Here is an 18,932-nt window from a genome sequence, read left to right on the forward strand (position 1 = left end):
TCCGGAATCGGTGATCAAATGACTAACGGAATTAGTGATCAAGTCCTCCGGAATACGCAATCCGCTATGATTAACTGATTTTTAATAGCCGCGTAGCTGATTTGCGATGATAACCATACGTCTCGCAAAATTCATCCAGTATCCGCCTCTTTAGCGTCCTATTGCCTCATTGAAAACACCTACGGTGATGTTTTAAATACAAATCCATGCTTAATGCCCCCATTTTCACCCCTTAAATTCGGCAATAGGTAATTTGAGGTAATTCAGAGTGTGTAAAAAAAACATTCTTGATATTATTTTAATCTTATGGGTTTAAAATTGCACATGAGTTATTTTTAATAGTGTAAACATGTTAACACCCATAAATAATCCTAATAATCACCCTACATTACATTTTCTAAATGAGAAAATTGCATACTATAATCGTTTGCAAGGCCCTGGAATAGGTGAGTCATTACAAAAACTATTGCTTTTAGAAATTCAAGATTTAGTAGTTAAACTAAAGCAAAAAGTGGATTATGAACCAGATGAAAATGAAGATTTAATGCCCATTAAATCTTGGAATGAGATTTCTTCTGAGCTTGGGCGATTTGGCTTAACAGCGCAACGAGGTCTTGCGCTTGAAAAACAACTTCTCGATTTAACTAGTAATATTTCAAGCAAAAAATTAACAGCACGTGAATGGCGAAATAATACTTCTCCAAGCTTCTTTGGAGAGTATTTTCAAGCAAAAAGACGCCATCCAAGTTTAAATGCGGTCGATAACAGCCTGAAACGATTAGAAGAATCATCCAATATTTACTCTACTGATTGTTTTTATTTATTAATGGACGTTGGCTCTGCTCTATTAGATGCCATCAACTCCTCTGAGTTGAATAAAAAAGAGTTAGACAACTCCCGAATATTGTTAGTCCAGATAAACCGCAAAATGAGTAAATTTATCAAAAAAAATCCTCATATTGGAGGCCGTTACGCTGAGCATGCCAATACTGCACAAGAAATATCCACTGAGGTATTGACAATTCCAAATGAAAACGCAAAAGAACTCCTAACGTTATTTAAAGGTGCTTATTACTCTGCAATTCAAAAAGAATTGGCAGCCCTTTTGCCGGCTTTGTCATTCTATGAGTTAGCTTTGCTTGGTAGTGCAAATAACACTACTTGGAAATTAGAACGCCACGATAAAGATGAAACAATCTGTATCAGGATTGAGCGGCCATGGGGCAATAAACCTTTAGTACAAAAAATAAGGAAAACACCTCTAAATGAGTTTTTAATTGAAGATTATACTAATTTTCAAATATATCCTTATGATATAGCAATCTCTGCCTATGCCGACTTAGGCAATTTTCGTACTTTAAGAGAAAAGGAAGGCCTGAATGATCCTAAAAGCATAATTGACTCTTGCTTTCATGATATAGGACAGCTTGTGAAATTTTCTAGCACTTGCCTTGACTATGGTGTTATTTATTCTGACATTAAGCTTACAAATTTTTTAATGAGTAAGGATAGAAAGTTAGTTATTTCTGATCATAAAAGTTTTATCGCTTTAGGAAAATCAAAGCAAATTGCAACGGATAAGTTGCTCACATCTCCCTGTTACGACCCTCCAGATTTAGTTGCTGCCAAGGCTGGTGACTTGATTGACGCTGATAAATTAATGAGTTACCAACTGGGATTAGCATTATATGAGTATCTCGTGTTACCAGTAAATGCTAAATCGGAGGGAGAAATATTCTGGACAAAGCAAGAATTAGATTTCAATAACCCCATTTTCTCCTATACACAGGGAACAATGTTAAAAGATTTGATAGAGCAAGCAACCGAGCCCAATCCCCAAAAAAGGATTGGAATAAAAGAATTTGGCCTTAAATGGAATGCTATCTTTCACCAGGAACCAGTAGCAAAACAAATACAATCGCTGAACTATTCATACTCCACCTTTGCAAAGGGTAGAGAGCATGAATACAAGGTTAAGGCTGAATCTTTTTCTAATTTAGGGAAAGAATATCAAGGGATGAAAGGAGATGCCTTAAAAACAGCCATACTTTTAAACTATAAAATTGCCTTAGATAAGATTGAAACCTTAGATGAACTGGGTAGTTTTAAAGAAAAAATTGCTTCTAGCGACGAATATCAAGTATTAAGAACGGCTCAAAGAGAATTTATGCGTCAATGGGCTGGGTTTGATGATCTGTTCGAGATTAAAACAAGCTCCTTAGCTGCCTTGGAGGAGCTGATTGAAGCCGCCAAAATTAGAATTGAAAATAAACAGGTACGTAATGTAATCTAAAATGGAATGGGAATAATATAGGGGGGCAGATTGGTGCCGCTCAATAAGTATGCCGAAATGATAATAGAAAGAAGTGAGCACTTAACAAAACAGAGTAATTATACTTTTTTAATTGATTTATAACTCTGAACGAACAAAAACCGCGGCTTCTTTCATTAAGTGTTGATGATGCAGCGACGAAGCGCTCTTCAATGTTTGATAAATTTTCGAAACAATCTAATTTTATGGGTAGCAATAGCTCCTATACTTATTAAAGGTAACAAAAAGATATAGGATATATTCTCAACAGCCTTTAGTCCGAATTTTTTCCATCCATCCGACATTGCATAAATCAAACTAAATTTTTTAAATAAGCTCCATTCACTTATTTTAAGTGTTGCCGTATGCCGTTCATAACCTAGAAAGAAATATCCTGTAAAATATCCATAAAATTGCCAAAATTTACTAGTGTAAAAGACGTAGGTTGCTGAAGTGGAGCCTTCTAAATATCGAGTATAGTGCCAACAGTTTCTAGGCATAAATATCATATCACCTGGATTAAGAATTACGTTATAGCCTGTGGCTTTTTTTAGACGAGGAAATTTTTTATGTAATTGATCTAGGGGTTGGCCAAAATCTATTAAACTGTTGCCTATATAAGGAACTTTATAGATAGAGTCATTTTCGTCTTCAGTAAATAATAAAACTTGTTTTTTTCCACTCATGCACAAATGTAAATTACAACAGTGCTCTCTATCGAAGTGAATTTCAGTAGCTGAGCCACGCCCACCAAAAAAATAAGCCACTTTTAACATTGGATTGTAAAATCGTGGATTAAAAGGTATGGTTTGCCATAGTGGTACGTATTTTTCGATTATAGAAGAATTTTCTCTTGTAAAGAATAAACCAAAAATTCGGAATGGTTTATTGTTTTTTATCTCTTCAAAAGTTTCTTTTAAATCACCGCTTTTCTCTCCTACATAACGATAATTATCGAAAACAGAATAATTGGCAACGCCATGATATTTTTCTATAAAATAATCTAAAGTAAATGTATTTGGGAATCCCTTAATATGAATTAAAAGTGGTTCCGTTGCTTTAAAAAGGATATCTTGTAACTCTTTTTCCTCACCATAATTGTATGTAAGAGTTTTAATTTTCTTTAGATACATCTTACACCTTTTGAATTAAGTAATAAAAAAATAATTTTTTGCCGCCCCAATACTGATTATTGCGGGCAGCTTTTGCAATCGGGCGTAATTCTTCTGTTTTTACCCAAATTTTCCACCACGGCAAAAAACTAATTCCCATTGCTTGAGCTAAAGATGCTAATTCTTTATTAAGTACCTCAGGATCGGAACCAAACAGAGAAATTGCCATTTGGTAAAATTTTTTTTCAGCAACGATAATACGTCGGTATATTGAAGCTTGGACTAGTCTAGTAATATTTTTTTTCTGAATAATCTGTAAGTCCTTTCTAGATGCAACAAACCTCTCTAATCTTTGCGCTTGTTGTTTTGCATCCGTATGAATATCGGCATAACAAAAATAACCCCCTGGAGCTAAGACCCGGCCTACCTCTGAAAAAAAGTACTCTAATCGGGGATAAAGATGTGAGCTTTCAACATTAGTGATAATATCAAAACTAGCATCACCTAGGGGCAAGGCTTCTGCATCTGCTTGTAAATAACTGACTAGGCCTTTACTGTAAAAATTATTTTCTGCATTCCTAACTAGTTTATGAACTAAATCAATACCTAACGCATATTCTGTTCTTAACAAAGCAGAGTTCATTTTTAAACCAATACCATTACCACACCCAATTTCTAATAATCGTTTATTAAAATATTTTAGTTTAATTAACGGTCGGATGAGATAATAGAGAAGTAACTGTGAATATATATCTTGGTAAGGGCATAAAGCAGAAAAATTGAATTGTAGTTTTTCATATTCTCGAGCTATTTTTTTATTCCACAAGCCCCAATTTAAAAAAGATCTATCGTAAATAGAATGTGCCCAGCTATTGTAACTTTCTAATACTTTTTTTTTGATTACTTGTGCCTCATACGAGTCAGTACAATTAGCATTTACAGCTGCACCTAATTGTTGTGCAGCTTGGCTATAGGTTTTTAATTCTTCTGACATTGCGCTGTCCTTTAAAATTGGGCTCTTGTCATTCTGCCTGCTTAAGGGGCTGTCGATCAACAGTTAATGGGACCACCTAAATCGGCTAAAAGTAACTAGCAAACACCTCCATCCTTTCTTAAATTATAATCTATTATTTTTTCTTTTTTGTTTCTCTTTCTCCTCTAAAACTAGGTTCCTCTAAAGTGGCCCATAAACATTATGTCATTTTTAATACTTGAACAGCCCTTTGTGGTCCTTGAATTATGATTATTATTTTTGCACTGTTTTAGAGCATTTATCCTGATCGTCAATAGGTTCAGCAACTTTTAATTGATAATTTAAAGGCCTGACCCAATTCATCCTTTTTGGGTAGAGCCTATTTATCTGGATTGATTTGTGATGAAGTAAAAGATTGAGCGGCTATAGAATGGCTGCTAACTTCGTTACGGTTGGATTTCTTTGACTGATTCATTTGTGCTCAAATAAATCAGGTTATTAAGCTTGAGCAAGTCATATTTCTGAGCAATTTCAAACTACTTCAATTTCAACAGGAGCAATGCCTTTTATACCGAGTTTTTTAGCGGCAGCAAAGGATAAATCAATTAGCCTGTTCGATAAAAAAGGACCTCGATCATTAATCCGAACCACAACCGACCGGCCATTATTCAGGTTTTTGACCCGTACTCGTGTAGCAAGTGGGAGTGTTGGATGAGCTGCTGTCATTGCATACATGTTGTAGCGCGCGCCGGTCGACGTTTTTTGATTCCGAGCGTGTGAGCCATACCAGGAAGCGAATCCTTTGGCTTTGTAATTTTTGGCAGATTTCATTACATGATATGTTTTCCCTTTGATCACATAGTGATCCGGACCATTAGATTGCTGATGCGTACAAGCAACCAGTAGCATTGGGAGTACGCCTATAATGAGTCGGTTAATGGTCAAAAAAATCGAATAATAATTCATAAAGCTATCTTCTACTTCCGCAACAAATATTTTACATATAAAGTGTTATCGAGATGACCTTTATAACAAACTTAATTTTAAATATACATAATTAATAGATCACGACAAACAAAAATTTTTCTCACAAAAATCGTCAATGGGCAATCATTTTTTTATCATGGCCTTTATTGATTATATATTTTTTATATGAGTATATACCAACAAATTTTGCTGTATAACCTCATATCCTAAATCAAGAATGTCTCTATACCCACTTATAATTCTGATAATTTTGGCAGGGAGATGGATTTAAATAATAAGATAATACCATCTTATAGCTGCTTATGCTGCCTCCATTTAATCGATATTAAGGCAATGTTAATTGCACAACCTAGAGGGGTAGGCCTTGACCCCATTAATCTTGTTTAGGAAAAATATAGATTGAGAACTGATGTAATTCTAGTTTTAATCAAAAACGGGATAATACACATTTAATACTAATAATTCGGTATGATAAATGAGCCCGCGTTGAAAGCAAGCAGAGTATGCTTGCTTTGGGCAAATGAAAACACTTACATTTTTCTTCTTAAATAAGAATACAGTTGGAGGCGTATTCGCTTTCCCATTCCATAGAAGTAATCTTTGAGTCAAAAAAGTCTACTCTTATTATTTTTGATATGACCTCTTTTGGGCAATCAAAATATTCAAGAGGAATGATATTATCCTCTGTTTCAATAAGCTCTTTATTTTTAATGTACAGAGAAATATTATTATTAACCTCAACCGTAAAAACTGGAGTAACGGTGCTCTTATCTAAAGTATTTTTTGGAAAGCGATACTTTTTGCGAAATCTACTGGCGTAAAATTGAGCAGCTTCCAGGTCATCGAAAATTTTTATGCTGTCTTGTAAAAATAGGTTTTTTTGGAGCTCTTCTTTGGTTAACTTTCTGGCTTTTACTCCAAATAACCAGCTCCCTTTTAGATCACGAACAGGCCGTCCGATTGCGTAAGGCATTTCTTTTCTCTTGAAAAAGTATTGAAAACTACACTAATTTTGCGGATTTTGTCAATGACATAAAGCGCCAAAATATACGTAATTTCGCCATTGGGAAATCAAAAAAATGATTTCATTTGTTTCTTTGTGTTGGATTTTTTAGAAGACAGTCTCTTTGGGCAAATAAAATCCCATTTGTTAGCTTTGCAAACAATTTAATTTTAATTTTATAATTAGGTTCTGTTGACAATTTATAGCGTGATTCAAGTCTCGCCTTATCACCATTTATAGCCATTGCAATTTCACTTAAATTAACACCTCGCACCACAAATAATGCTAACAACATTTGCGCAAAACAGCCTATTCGTGACTTCTGCCAATTTAATCGCTGGTTTAAAATCCTGCTCAACTCATTGATATATTTCATATAAATTTCTGCTCTTTCATATTTGTATTCTTTTTTTGTCCAGCATGAGCGTTGTTTTCTCTATATGGCTAAATTTAATAATGCGTTAATAATATGCAGATATAATTATCAATGGATTAATTTATTAGTGCTGAGACAAAATGCTTGAATTTTATGCGTGGAATCCACGAAATAATGACAAAAAAGAAATTCACGGGTCTTTAAAAGGCATTGCGAAAGCAGTAGCTCAAGGTGGCAATGTCGGACATATGAGTTTGGCGGTAACTCTCTATGAAAATACGCATGATTTGAATGCGGTCGATAAGCAATTTGAAAAACTTAAATTTCAAAAAGCTATGCCAATTTATGAAACAGTTAAAACTGGTGAGCAAAATGGTATTGGTTTTTATAAGCGGGGAAGAAAACTAAATGGTCTCAGTGCATTCCTCAGCCTCTGGCCTGGAGACGAAGGTGTTAACAGATTTCGCGCTATTCAGAGCCTCTTCCGAATAGGTGGTAAAATTAAACCAATTTTTAGTGAGAAGCTACAAATGGATATGCGTGAGGAATGGTCAGATCCTACGCCTGAGAAGTCTTCAACACACGCACGCGTTATCGAACATCACCGAGGCAGCGAATTTCAACTCTCTGAACTATCACAAAAAAAAGAAGTTTTGGAAAAAAAGATAGGTGAGCTTGATAAACAAAGAAAAGAAATTCGGTTGGAGCTTGAAAAAAAGGGACGTTTTCCAAAAACAGCCTTGGAAAAAAAATTGGAAGCCCGGATTGAGAAAAAAAGATTAGAACAGCGAACTACAGCTGATGTGTTTAATCTCCTGGCACAGAAAGGACTTAAAAATATTGATGGAGCTCTTGTTGCGATGCAGCACAAAGAAAAATTGGAGAAAGAACTTAAAATATTAAAATTAGAGTTTCACAACGCATTATTAAATGCCGACATTCCAAAAATTTATGCGTATATTGAAGGGTATCGCCAATTAACTTCTGAGTTTAATAAAATCAATACTTTTTATGAAAACGCCCCAGATAGTAATAAGATTAGAAGTTATCTTTTGCTTTATCTCCAACAATTTCCTCAGAATGAAGATGCAAAACAGTTGTTGCTCTTGCAAGAACAAATCTCTGACAAAATGAACAAGCTTCATAATATTGAGAAAGAGGAGCTGAGAGTAAATGAACTTATAAGTCAGTATGAAAGTGTAAAAAAGGAATTGGATGACTTAAATAAAGAAAGAAATGATATTGAACTTGAAATCGAAAATAGGGAAGTTACTGAAGGGTTAAATCCGGATTATACGGTATCGCTCCCAACATTCGAAAGTGGTCAACCCTATTTTCTTGATGAAATAGCTATCTTAAAAAAGATGCAACAAATAATGCATGATCCAAAATTTAAATATGATTTATTCGATAAAAATTGCGCGCGCGGCGTGAAAGATTGTGTCATGGCAGGACTTTCTACAAAAACTCGCGATGCCATTAAAAATTTACCCGATTTTTCGAAACATTTTTTTGAAACCCGATTTATTGAAACACCGGTCTCGGTGATTGATTGGATTTTTAAACTAAAGCATTATCTTAACGAACTCAATAATGAGCCCAAACTCCAGTCAGTAACCACTAATCATAAGATATAGAGGATTATTCATCGATTGGGTGTCGATTGAATTAATTCTTGACAAAAAGGGCGGGGCTTAAATTTTGAATTAAAAATTTTGGTTTATTATGATTATAAATCCAAGTTCTAATTCTTTAGGTAATTTGTTTGCAAATAATAGGATCCCGGTCTCATTGTAGACCTAGGAACCCCTTAATAAATGTATAATAAAAGCGCTAAATGATTTAAAATAAATTAAATAGGGTTTTTGTTGACAATGATGCGGTTTTTAAATACAATGCGTCCAATGAAATCTATTTGGCTAAATCTTCGTTTTATTCAAACTCTGAGGATTGGCTAAAAGAAAGACTTATCTTCTCTACTAGGATAGATTGAGAACTGAAGTAATTCTAGTTTTAAGTATTAAACGGGTTAGTCTTTGAGATAAAAGTAGGGAAACAAGCAAAAATTTTGCTTGTAATCTTTTATTCAAAGAGATAACACGATAATAAATGAAACACTTTTCTATCTTTTCGAAACCTTACTTTATCTCATTTTAAGGAGAACTATTCCATTGGAATTGTTTCTTACAATAACTTAAATAAGAGGTATCCCATGAGAGATAAATTTGAAGGTATTAATAATCGAATTTGGCATCGATATAATGAACAGGAAGATTACTATGTACTTGATGATAGTTCCTACTTAGAAATTAATCCTAATACAATAAGTTTTGATGCTCCTGAACTATATGATGCAGAAACAAAGACACTGGATCTGAGATATATACGCTTTACAGAAGACTATCAAGGAGACTTTTTAGGGGATGTCATTTCCTATTTAAAAACACATCCTGAAGTTAAGTGTTTGAAAACTGAGGGCATCAATTCTAGTAGATTAGAGGAGCTTGCGGGGGCTACCTCTCTAACCAGCCTTGATGTCAGTGGATCTGATTTAGGAGATGAATGTTTACCTATTCTGTTAGGCTCGGAATCAAATTTAACCGAACTGAATTTGCAAGGTACATTTGTAACCAATAAAGCTGTATTACCTTATCTAAATCGTAACATTATAATTCATCTTTCAGAAGGAGAAGAAACCTATTTAGATTTTGATACCGGATTATGGAATAAGAGGGATACGCCGCAATCTGATGTTGTTGCCGCTTTTAAATCAAAAAAATTGCAAGAACGAACGGATTGTTTAAGAGATTATGGTCTAACCGACAATGTACCTTCTTTATTGCAGTATTCAATGTTCAATGTTCTTAAGACTCCCCAACTGAATACACCTGCAACTAAAGCATTGTTGGGTGAAGATATGGAAGAGAAATTAGATCAGTTAGAACAATCTGGATTTCAATTCAAATAATCTTGAACTCTATTCTCAAGGAGCTATGCTGCTATAATTTTGCATAGCTCCAAAGAGAAACTAGGGAGTATTTTCTAATAGGAATAATACCGGTTGTGTCGCAGTCTAATTTGCAAGGTTTCTTTTATTTTTATACTTGCTCTTTCATCCTGTTTAGCAGTAGACAAATAATCTCATACGAAAAACAAAATTAGCTAATAAAAAGATCAAAAGGTCTAAAATTGGGATTCATTTCATAAACATCTTTTAGTTCAGTAAGACATTGGAACAAACACTCAACGTAATTGGCATCAAACAGTGTTTCTTTGCTTTCTTCTAGATACTTTAATATGGTTTCTTGTGACATCATATTTCGATAAGGCCTATTCGTTGACATTGCTTCATATACATCAGCAATAGCCACGATACGTGCTGGTATAGTGATTTCATCACCTTTTAACCCATTAGGATAGCCAGACCCATCCATGCGTTCATGATGTTGGAACACTACAGATTTAATATCCCAAGGAAAATCCATACGCTCAATTATTTTATTACCAACTGCCACATGTGTTTTCATTATTTCGTATTCATTCATAGTCAATCGTCTTGGTGTAACTAAATATTCCATTGGAATCGCGATCTTCCCAATATCATGTATGAGAGCCCCATAATATATTGCGCTTAAACAATGTGGATTAGTAATATTTGCTTTGGTAGCAATGTTCAGTGAAAGCAATGCCACACGTTTTTGATGTCCAGCAGTATAAGAGTCTCTAGACTCTACAAAGTCAGAAAAAGCTAAAATTGTATCTAAAAAGGATTGTTGTAATGATGTCTTATCGATTTTTAATTGTTTATTAAGATCAATTTGTGATGAGATATCTTCAAAATATACCATGTAAATTAATTCATTAGCCAGGATATTGCTTACTGGAATAACGCGAACAATGAAAGTTCTCTCTTTAACTGTTATTTCTGAGCGAGTTTCAACTCTTTGGTCAACAGCTTTTTTAAAATAGTCTGGTACGGTACTTTGTAATGGATATACTTTCCAAAAAGGCTTATCCTCTGGCTTATCAGCTACTAATTCTTTATATGATTTGTTTGCAAATAATATTACTCCGCTTTCATTGCAGACCAGGTTGGGGCTCAATAATTTATCAAGAAGTTGAAACATGACAGCAGCAAGTTTTTCTTCTTCGCTATTTAATTTCATGCTTAGTTATGGTGTTGCCTATTAACAATATTATTTTCATTATAGCAAATGCTATAATTTTTGATTTTCATGGCATTTTTCCTCGCTTAAATCAATCACTGTAATGATGGTTATCAGATTCATAGAAGTATTCGTTTGGGAAAAATACACTTAGTCTGGGCTTGCGCAAATAATTCCGCAGATGGATATTAGGGCGAAAAAGATTTGTCGGGCTATTTGTAGCCCGAACTTGTTTACTATTGGAAATAAAGAGCTCTTTAGATATTAGAATTTACCAATTTTGCAGCTAAAACATTAGATTCATCTACTTGGGGAATATAGGGTTTTAAGGGTTTAAAAAATAATAGACGGGGTTGACCGCCGAACTTGGTAAATTCTTCCTGCTCCTGATGTTTCAGTGTTTTCTGTAAGATTCTTTTTGAACCTTCATTTGAAGGATGAACTGTAGCAACGATTTCTTTAATGTTGTGCTCTAGGGTTTCATTCTCGCTTTCAGAAATAATGTGTTTAATAAACTTTTTCCCCAGGATTGCGATTTCAGTTCCATAACCTTTTCCCCAAAAAGCTTGATCAATAATATAAGCAATTTCACCGACATTTTTATGGCCGACTCCTACATTGGCGAAATCATCTAAAGAATGGTTTACGCAGAGATAACCAATAAACTCTTGAGTAGTTGAATGGTAGATTGAAAGCACTGAGAACTTGTTACCGAAATTCCAGCGTTTAATTTCGTCTTTGATGAACTCTTTTACAGCAGAAGGTTTCCAGGTTTTACCTTCACCAAACATCTTTATATTTTCAGGTTTCTCTAAAAGAAGAGTATATTTATCAATTAAAAAACTCTCTTCATCTTGATTAAGGGATCTGGCCTCCAACCTGTTCGAATAAACTGAGTAATGATTCAATTCGCTTTTAATCGTTACATTACCCAATTTTTTTGATGTATAAATTACTTGTTTCATTATGGTCTTCCTCCAGTATTATTAAATAGTGGTTCCCATCAAAGGGCTGTAATGGCAGATTCGCGTCTGTATAGAGGGGTTTGGAGTAAAAATTCACTGACGTTATGTTTCACAATATCTTTAAGACAATGATTGTGAGCAAATACTTTACGTTGTCGCTCAGAACTTGTCCCTGAATCCATAATCATGTTAAGAGTAGAAAAATAAGTTTGATAGTCCAATTTTTTGATATATGGATTTAATTTTTCAAACCATTCATGGATGTCTTCGCGCATCAATTTGGTTTTACCTTCAGTATTTATTACTAGTTCAGCATCCAAACCGTAACGAATGGCTCTCCATTTATTTTCACGAGAAAGCCAATAAGGAGGGTAGGCGACTGATTCAAGCCAACTTCCATTATCAGCAAACCAATGGGCAAGTGTATGAATCAAGGCAACTAATGCAAGTGTCTCTGCTAGAGTGGCGGCTCCATCACAAACACGAATTTCTAATGTTCCAAAACCAGGACTTGGCCTTAAATCCCACCATAAGTCTTTAAGTGATTTGATTGAACCGCATAATTTTAATGACTTATATAGATTTTCAAAATCTTGCCAAGTTCGGACATGATAGGGTTGTCCTGCAGTTGGTAACGCTTCATAGGTAGTTGGCCTATAAGAGGCAAGGCCTGTATCTATTCCTTGCCAGAACGGAGAGCTTGAAGACAGGGCTAATAAATGAGGCAAAAAATACATAAAAAAATTATTAAAGCGAATGCAGTCTTCACCACTGGACATGCCAATGTGAACATGTAAGCCATATACGCTCATACGTCGGGTAAGCCATTGATTACGATCAATTAGTTCTTGATAACGAGTCGTAGGCGAGACGACCCAATCGGAGTATTTAGAGAAAGGGTGAGAACCGGTTGTGGAAAATAAAATCCCTAAATCCTTTGTTGCTAATTGTAAAGAAGAGAGTGTTTTATAAAGATCATCTTCAACTTCCTGGGTAGTGATGCATTTATCTGTAGTCACTTCTATAGTACTTAAATAAAACTCTTGCTTAATTTTTTCGAGATGGGCTGTAGCACTAAGTACATCAGTTGCTCTTGAGCATAAATTATAATTTTTAGAGTCAATGAGCTGGAGCTCAATTTCGACTCCTAATGTTAATACTCCATTACTATTAAAATAAATTTCTTCCTCTGTAGGAGCACAGGGCAATTGCGATGCATTACTGGTTGATTTTAAGAGTTTGTTAATTTGATTATCCATTCGATAATCCTCCCTTTGTTGACGAAACTTGAGAATTACTAAAGTGATTTGCGTATTGAAAATAAATTTCAATATTATTTTTGAGGATACTTCTATAGTTAAATTGAATACTTGGATACAATAGTTAATGCCCTTAAATATTTATATCTGTTGATATTATTTGTACTCAAAGTACTTGCCATAGTAATGGGTAAGTTAGTTCGTTGCAACCGTTAATAGGTAAAGAATCATTCATGAGTGATATCGAGAAAAAATCCCTTGAAGACAAAATAACAGCTGCGCAACAGTCAGAACAGCGTTCTAAAAGCATTATTCTTGCCTTGCGAAAAATTATGCAACAGATGGATTATCATTCCAGAAGATTAAACAAATGCTATGGCTTGACTGTGCCGCAAATAGTCTGTCTGTATGAAATTTATGAAAATGGAAAAATGACCATATCTGCTCTTTCAAAGAGAATTTATTTATCAATGAGTACTATTGTAGGGGTAATTGACCGTCTAGAAGAAAAACAATTTGTTAGTCGAACACGTGATATTCAGGATCGTCGTATTATTTATATTGATATTACAGAAAAAGGGAACGAGTTTGTTTCGGCTGCTCCTTATCTTCTGCATAATAGACTAAACGATAACCTTCAGGTTTTAACTGTAGACGAGCAAATAGCGCTTGCTAATTCAATCAATTTATTAGTTGATCTATTAAGAGATATATAGAGAACTATTGAGTGCGTAATGGCATTGTTATAAGATTAATCTTATTATAAGGATATGATAAATCAAGAATTTTAAATGCCAAAGGAAAACGTTTTTCATCAAAGACGCATTCTCTGCGCCAAGTTAAATGACATAGAGGCTAAGATACCAATTATCGTTGCTGCTACTGCCGAAGAGCTTTCTCAACCAGAAAATCATTTTAGTATGACTGAAGAAGAAAAGACTCTTTCCAGGCTGCAATTATTTATAAAAAAAGGCAAAATGTTTGTATATAATGACAAACAAGCTACCACCAGAGTCACTAAGCTTGCCAGCGACAGCATTACCATATTTGGAAAACCACAGCAAATGTCGCCTGTATCCATTATGCAAAATGAAGCGCTTTTTCTCATTCTGAAAGAAAAAGCAAATCAATATTTGGAACGTGTATTAAAAGTTAAATTGAAGGAGAATAAAACAGATACATATTTGCATAAAATGGTAATGCAGTTATATCAGATAATAAAAAATTCAAGTCCTAGCGAGGGCGAAATTATTCATTTAGCTACAATGGAAAGAGATCTTTCGGAGCCTAATGCGAGTAAAAATCGATTAACAACGGAATTTAGTGCTTTATTACTTGCAGAATTGAAAAATACAATTGCACAAAATAAGGAGCATTGGAACGTAGAATTAGATAGAGTGTTCGCGTTAAAACAGCGCACATCCCGTGCTGAATCCTATGGTATCCATCGAATTGCGCAACAGCCATTAATGCTTTACCAAGCGAGAAATTTTGACGAGAAAATAATTCCAAAAGAAAAAGTAATTATTGTAGATGATCATATTCAAGCTGGCGCAGCGATATATTGTGCCGCTTCTGAAGCGATGAATAACGATGCCAATGTGCTTGGCATAGTATCTATAACAGCACACAAAAATGCCCTTTTTTTCAATATCCAGCCAGATGTTAAAGAGTTTCTCATTAGTTTGTTACCTAATGGGGCAGAAGATCTTCCTGTATTAAATAAAATACTAAAAATTGTTGGATTAAGTATTGATACATTGACTAATGTTGAGGGCATGATATTAATCTCAATTCTGTGCGATTCAACCAATAAAGAATATAAATCAAGATTTGAACAATTAATTAAAAAATATGATGCATCCGAAGTGATCGAGCATTCGCTTTTTGAAAATCAAAAAAATAGTTTAATGGAAGAATTTGAAAAGCCAAAAGTAGAATTTGCAAATTTTGAGAGAGAATTATTGGACGCAATAGAAAAAAGCAGGTACACAATTCCCTATCAGAAACAAATTGTATTATCAGATGAAGAGGGACAGGATATTCAAAAACACGCCAACAAAAGGATGAATCTTCCTTGGTTATTATTTGACTTTGATGATACGTTACATCATTTAAGCGATAATACGTTTACTATATTTCAAGATATTATTAAAACATATTCTGGCAAAGAAATACCAATTGAAACAATTAAAGCAACACGTAATACTCTGAAAGATAATGGGAAATATCAATATCAAGAAATGCTCTTAACTTTCATAAAACAACATAATCGGGAAATTCAAATTTCTTGTGAAGATATTACCCAATTATACCAAGAGCGTAAAAATGCAGAACCATTTTCACCCAAAATGTCTAAAGAAGACTTCTTAGCCCTAAGAACTAAATATAGAATAGGTATTATCACGGATGGTTCAGCATTTGAGAGTAAAGTTCCCAAGATTAAGGAGTTTTATGGGGTTGATATCGATGGATATATCCATAAAGCTGATAAGTTACCAGCCAAACCCAATGCAACCATGTTTCATGAATTTTGCAAAAAATACGATGTAAAAGATAAACCCATTGCTTATGTTGGCGACAAAGATGACTTAGATGGTGGATTGGCAAAAAATGCGAATCTTAGATTTATAAAAGTTGATGCAACGCAGCCAACTATTAATATGGAACAATTCACAGCAGAATTAAATGCGATTGAACAACAAAAAATGGCTGCGAGAAAGAGATGGGAATTTTTCCGAAATACAGTTTTAACAAAAACAACAGAAAATAATTGCGGGAGAAAAATTTCAGGATTGAAGCTATAAATTGTTCTAAGTGTTAAATGGTCAGAAAGGAACTGATTCTCATTATTAGTTAACAAAAATTAAACTTAACCAGGATTTTTTGCAGAATATTGCTTCTAGTGAAGTGAACTAGTGCGACCGTAGAGCTACTCCAGTGTATTATTTCTGTTTCTTTTTACGAACAAATTTATTTGACCAAATGATTTTATCATGTAAAAATAGGTGGCATTTTAATCAGATTGCTCTTAATATGAATAAGATTTTTTGTTTATGCTGTTTATTAATAATTCAAATTGCGTATGCAAGCCCTGAAGAAAATACTCAAGCTTATTTTGACTCCATTAAAACAACTCCCAGTATATTAAAAAAATTTTTAACTAATATGCCTAAAGGGGGGGATCTGCATATGCACGCGAGTGGCTCATCATTCGCTGAAAATCTAATTCATTATGCAGAGATGGATAATTTATGTATTGATACTAACAATTTGTCTGTGTCTATCAATCCTTCATGCAATACAGAAGATTATTTAGTGACCGCCATAGTTAATAAAAAGTTATACCATTCCTTGATTGACGCATGGTCGATGTGCCATTTCGATAAAATGAAAAATGAATCAGGACATGATCATTTTTTTAATGCTTTTGGAAAATTTAGCCTCATTACCAAAATGCATGGAGGGGAAATTTTAGCTGAAATGACTGAGCGTGCGGCTGTCCAAAACGAACTCTATTTAGAAATCATGACTACACCAGATGGGAATGAAGCCAGTGAGCTCGGAAAACGACAGGGGTGGGATCCTAATTTAGAAAATCTGCGCAATCAATTATTAAGTGCTAATTTTGACCAAATAGTGACTCATATTTCCCATAATTTGGACAAGGACGAAGCTAAAAAGAATGCATTACAACAATGCGGCACAAATAACGAACAAGCAGGTTGTCAAATCACTGTTCGTTATTTGTATCAAGTTCGTAGGGAACAACCTCCAGAGATGGTTTTTGCACAATTACTCGCGGGATTTGAATCTGCTTCACAAGATTCACGTATTGTAGGCATTAATTTGGTTCAAACAGAAGATGGCACAATATCAATGCGCGATTATCGATTACATATGCAAATGGTGGCTTTTTTGCATCAACTCTATCCTAATGTCCATATTTCGCTACATGCTGGTGAACTTAATCCTGAATTAGTAGCGCCAGAAGGACTTACATTTCATATTTATGAAGCGGTAGAAACTGCTTCTGCAGAACGAATTGGACATGGTGTTGATATTGAATATGAACACCATGCATCCGAATTAATAAATAAAATGGCACAAAAAGAAGTGATGGTTGAAGTCAATTTAAGCAGCAACGATTATATTTTAGGCATTAAAGGGAACGAGCATCCCTTGGCTTTATATTTAAAACATGGTGTGCCTGTGGCTTTATCAACTGATGATGAGGGAATAAGCCGTGAACCTTTAACTCGCCAATTCGAGCGTGCTGTTGAAGAGCAAAAGCTTTCTTATCTCACTCTAAAACAGTTAGCACGAAATAGTCTGTATTTTGCTTTTTTACCCGGCGATAATCTTTGGCAAAATGCTCAATACAAGTCAATGAATGCGGAGTGTACCCCAATTAAATCAGAAACAGATCAGCCAACGCCCGCGTGCCAGAACTTTCTAAATGTTAACCCAAAAGCGAAACTTCAATGGAAATTGGAAGAGCAGTTCGCTAAATTTGAATCACAATATTGATGTTTAATTTAGGGCGTGCAAATTGAGAGAATTGCTATGGTACAAACTGAAGCAACAGATATCTCATTGACTTATGGGGAACTTACAAAGTTCTTAGAGTATATGTTTGCAGGTACTCACTTAGCAGATGAAATGGCGGATTTTGGACACTGTAATGGATTTTCCAGCTTATTCATGAATGCGATGCGCAAAGGAGAGAAGGGTAGAACAGATTTTTACCGGCGGGTTGAACTCATCAGAGAATTACTTAAGATAAAGGACAAAACATCATCTATAAGTATTTTAGATACCGTTCCTGATCACATGCAGGATCTTATTCGAGAAATTGTAAGGATTCTTGAAAAGCAAACCAACAGCCAACATCTTTCTTTTTTTGTGACAGATGATCTACCGGTCCTTGAGGATTTAATTTCATTTGCACAAGAACTTGTGGTTTATCATGATCCAGCGTCGTTCCCTACTTTGTTTGAAGGGGCTCCTAAAGAGCCTGTTGGCCAAGTAGCTGAGCTGGTATATCCTTTAATGTTCACTCCCAAGGAGTATAAAAAGTGTAGCCTCGAAAAATTATCGGTTGGTATATATAATAAAACAGAATTTTTAGATTACTTTGAACGGCTTCACAATGCTTTAGAAACAAAACCCAAAACAGAAAACCAATTACCTAATCCTGCAATTTCGTTTTTAATGGGAACGACAACGCATTCCATTAGCATTAGTTATGAAGTAACAACTAAACAATGGTTTCTTTCCAACAGCGAAGACATAAGAAAGGAATACTTAATCGATGGAACCACTGATACGAGAATGCTTGCAGAATGGGTGTATAACGCCCTCGTAAGAAAGGATATAGATCAGTATATTGCTTTTTCTTCAACCATATTTGCTGATACGGCAATAGTCGAAGTAATAAAGAACACTCTTATAAAAGACGCCACTTGGCAAGCCATTCATGATCCAACAAGGAACGAGTGCGCTAATTATCTTAGTTATAACAATATAAGATTACTTCATATCCTGGTTTCAGAAGCGGAATTAAGCACTATTGCAAACTATCTGGAGTATGTAAAAAAGCTATCAACAAGTACTCCATTGTTTTTTAATACGCCAAATTATCTGGATCAAATCCTAAACGCTCAAGATAGATTTGGATATACACCGTTAATGTTCGCAATTGATAAAGCGGATTTTGAATGTGTATTCCGGAGCGAAATGATCACCAATTCCGGCCGCATTTGATCGCAGATTCCGGA

General features: G+C 34.7%; 15 protein-coding genes. 7 read left to right on the forward strand and 8 right to left on the reverse strand.

Features of this window, described 5'->3' with window-relative positions; all coding sequences use genetic code 11:
- The first annotated feature begins 349 nt into the window (after positions 1-349).
- Positions 350-2,293 (forward strand): hypothetical protein, encoded by a 1,944-nt coding sequence (locus tag DGG96_RS19455; protein WP_110144144.1) that lies wholly within the window; start codon positions 350-352, stop codon positions 2,291-2,293.
- 188 nt (positions 2,294-2,481) lie between these two features.
- Here DGG96_RS19455 and DGG96_RS19460 read toward each other — a convergent pair whose 3' ends face one another.
- The 5 genes from DGG96_RS19460 to DGG96_RS21265 all read right to left on the reverse strand — a co-directional run bounded on the left by DGG96_RS19460 (position 2,482) and on the right by DGG96_RS21265 (position 6,762).
- Positions 2,482-3,444, reverse strand: coding sequence for a cupin-like domain-containing protein (locus DGG96_RS19460; RefSeq protein WP_110144145.1), 963 nt, complete (start codon positions 3,442-3,444; stop codon positions 2,482-2,484).
- Position 3,445: 1 nt separating this feature from the next.
- The gene (locus DGG96_RS19465; protein ID WP_110144146.1) at positions 3,446-4,417 is read right to left on the reverse strand and encodes a class I SAM-dependent methyltransferase; all 972 of its coding nucleotides are present in this window, start codon (positions 4,415-4,417) and stop codon (positions 3,446-3,448) included.
- 510 nt (positions 4,418-4,927) lie between these two features.
- Positions 4,928-5,362 (reverse strand): septal ring lytic transglycosylase RlpA family protein, encoded by a 435-nt coding sequence (locus DGG96_RS19470; protein ID WP_110144147.1) that lies wholly within the window; start codon positions 5,360-5,362, stop codon positions 4,928-4,930.
- A 565-nt stretch (positions 5,363-5,927) separates the two neighbouring features.
- Positions 5,928-6,356 (reverse strand): hypothetical protein, encoded by a 429-nt coding sequence (locus tag DGG96_RS19475; RefSeq protein WP_110144148.1) that lies wholly within the window; start codon positions 6,354-6,356, stop codon positions 5,928-5,930.
- A 112-nt stretch (positions 6,357-6,468) separates the two neighbouring features.
- Positions 6,469-6,762, reverse strand: a complete 294-nt coding sequence (locus DGG96_RS21265; RefSeq protein WP_233590637.1) for a hypothetical protein — start codon at positions 6,760-6,762, stop codon at positions 6,469-6,471.
- Positions 6,763-6,902: 140 nt separating this feature from the next.
- On the opposite strand from DGG96_RS21265, the gene DGG96_RS19485 reads away from it, so the two are divergent.
- Both DGG96_RS19485 and DGG96_RS19490 read left to right on the forward strand, forming a co-directional pair.
- A complete protein-coding gene (locus DGG96_RS19485) occupies positions 6,903-8,399 on the forward strand; it encodes a coiled-coil domain-containing protein (protein ID WP_110144149.1) in 1,497 nt (498 codons plus the stop codon).
- 575 nt (positions 8,400-8,974) lie between these two features.
- Positions 8,975-9,730, forward strand: coding sequence for a hypothetical protein (locus DGG96_RS19490; protein ID WP_110144150.1), 756 nt, complete (start codon positions 8,975-8,977; stop codon positions 9,728-9,730).
- A 190-nt stretch (positions 9,731-9,920) separates the two neighbouring features.
- On the opposite strand, the gene DGG96_RS19495 is transcribed toward DGG96_RS19490, so the two are convergent.
- The 3 genes from DGG96_RS19495 to DGG96_RS19505 form a co-directional block, all read right to left on the reverse strand.
- Positions 9,921-10,928, reverse strand: a complete 1,008-nt coding sequence (locus DGG96_RS19495; RefSeq protein WP_110144151.1) for an HD domain-containing phosphohydrolase — start codon at positions 10,926-10,928, stop codon at positions 9,921-9,923.
- Positions 10,929-11,185: 257 nt separating this feature from the next.
- Positions 11,186-11,893 carry a GNAT family N-acetyltransferase gene (locus DGG96_RS19500; RefSeq protein ID WP_110144152.1) on the reverse strand — a complete coding sequence of 236 codons (708 nt, stop codon included), beginning with the start codon at positions 11,891-11,893 and terminating at the stop codon, positions 11,186-11,188.
- Positions 11,894-11,931: 38 nt separating this feature from the next.
- Positions 11,932-13,152, reverse strand: a complete 1,221-nt coding sequence (locus DGG96_RS19505) for a carboxylate-amine ligase (protein ID WP_110144153.1) — start codon at positions 13,150-13,152, stop codon at positions 11,932-11,934.
- 233 nt (positions 13,153-13,385) lie between these two features.
- Between DGG96_RS19505 and DGG96_RS19510 the strand changes: the two genes are divergently transcribed.
- From DGG96_RS19510 to DGG96_RS19525, 4 genes are all read left to right on the forward strand, one after another.
- Positions 13,386-13,868 carry a MarR family winged helix-turn-helix transcriptional regulator gene (locus tag DGG96_RS19510; protein WP_110144154.1) on the forward strand — a complete coding sequence of 161 codons (483 nt, stop codon included), beginning with the start codon at positions 13,386-13,388 and terminating at the stop codon, positions 13,866-13,868.
- A gap of 75 nt (positions 13,869-13,943) precedes the next feature.
- Positions 13,944-15,959, forward strand: coding sequence for an HAD family hydrolase (locus DGG96_RS19515; protein ID WP_110144155.1), 2,016 nt, complete (start codon positions 13,944-13,946; stop codon positions 15,957-15,959).
- 229 nt (positions 15,960-16,188) lie between these two features.
- Positions 16,189-17,682 (forward strand): adenosine deaminase family protein, encoded by a 1,494-nt coding sequence (locus DGG96_RS19520; protein ID WP_110144156.1) that lies wholly within the window; start codon positions 16,189-16,191, stop codon positions 17,680-17,682.
- A 36-nt stretch (positions 17,683-17,718) separates the two neighbouring features.
- Entirely contained in the window at positions 17,719-18,918 is a 1,200-nt protein-coding gene (locus DGG96_RS19525) for a hypothetical protein (RefSeq protein WP_110144157.1), read from the forward strand.
- Positions 18,919-18,932 lie beyond the last annotated feature (14 nt).

This window comes from Legionella qingyii (assembly GCF_003184185.1).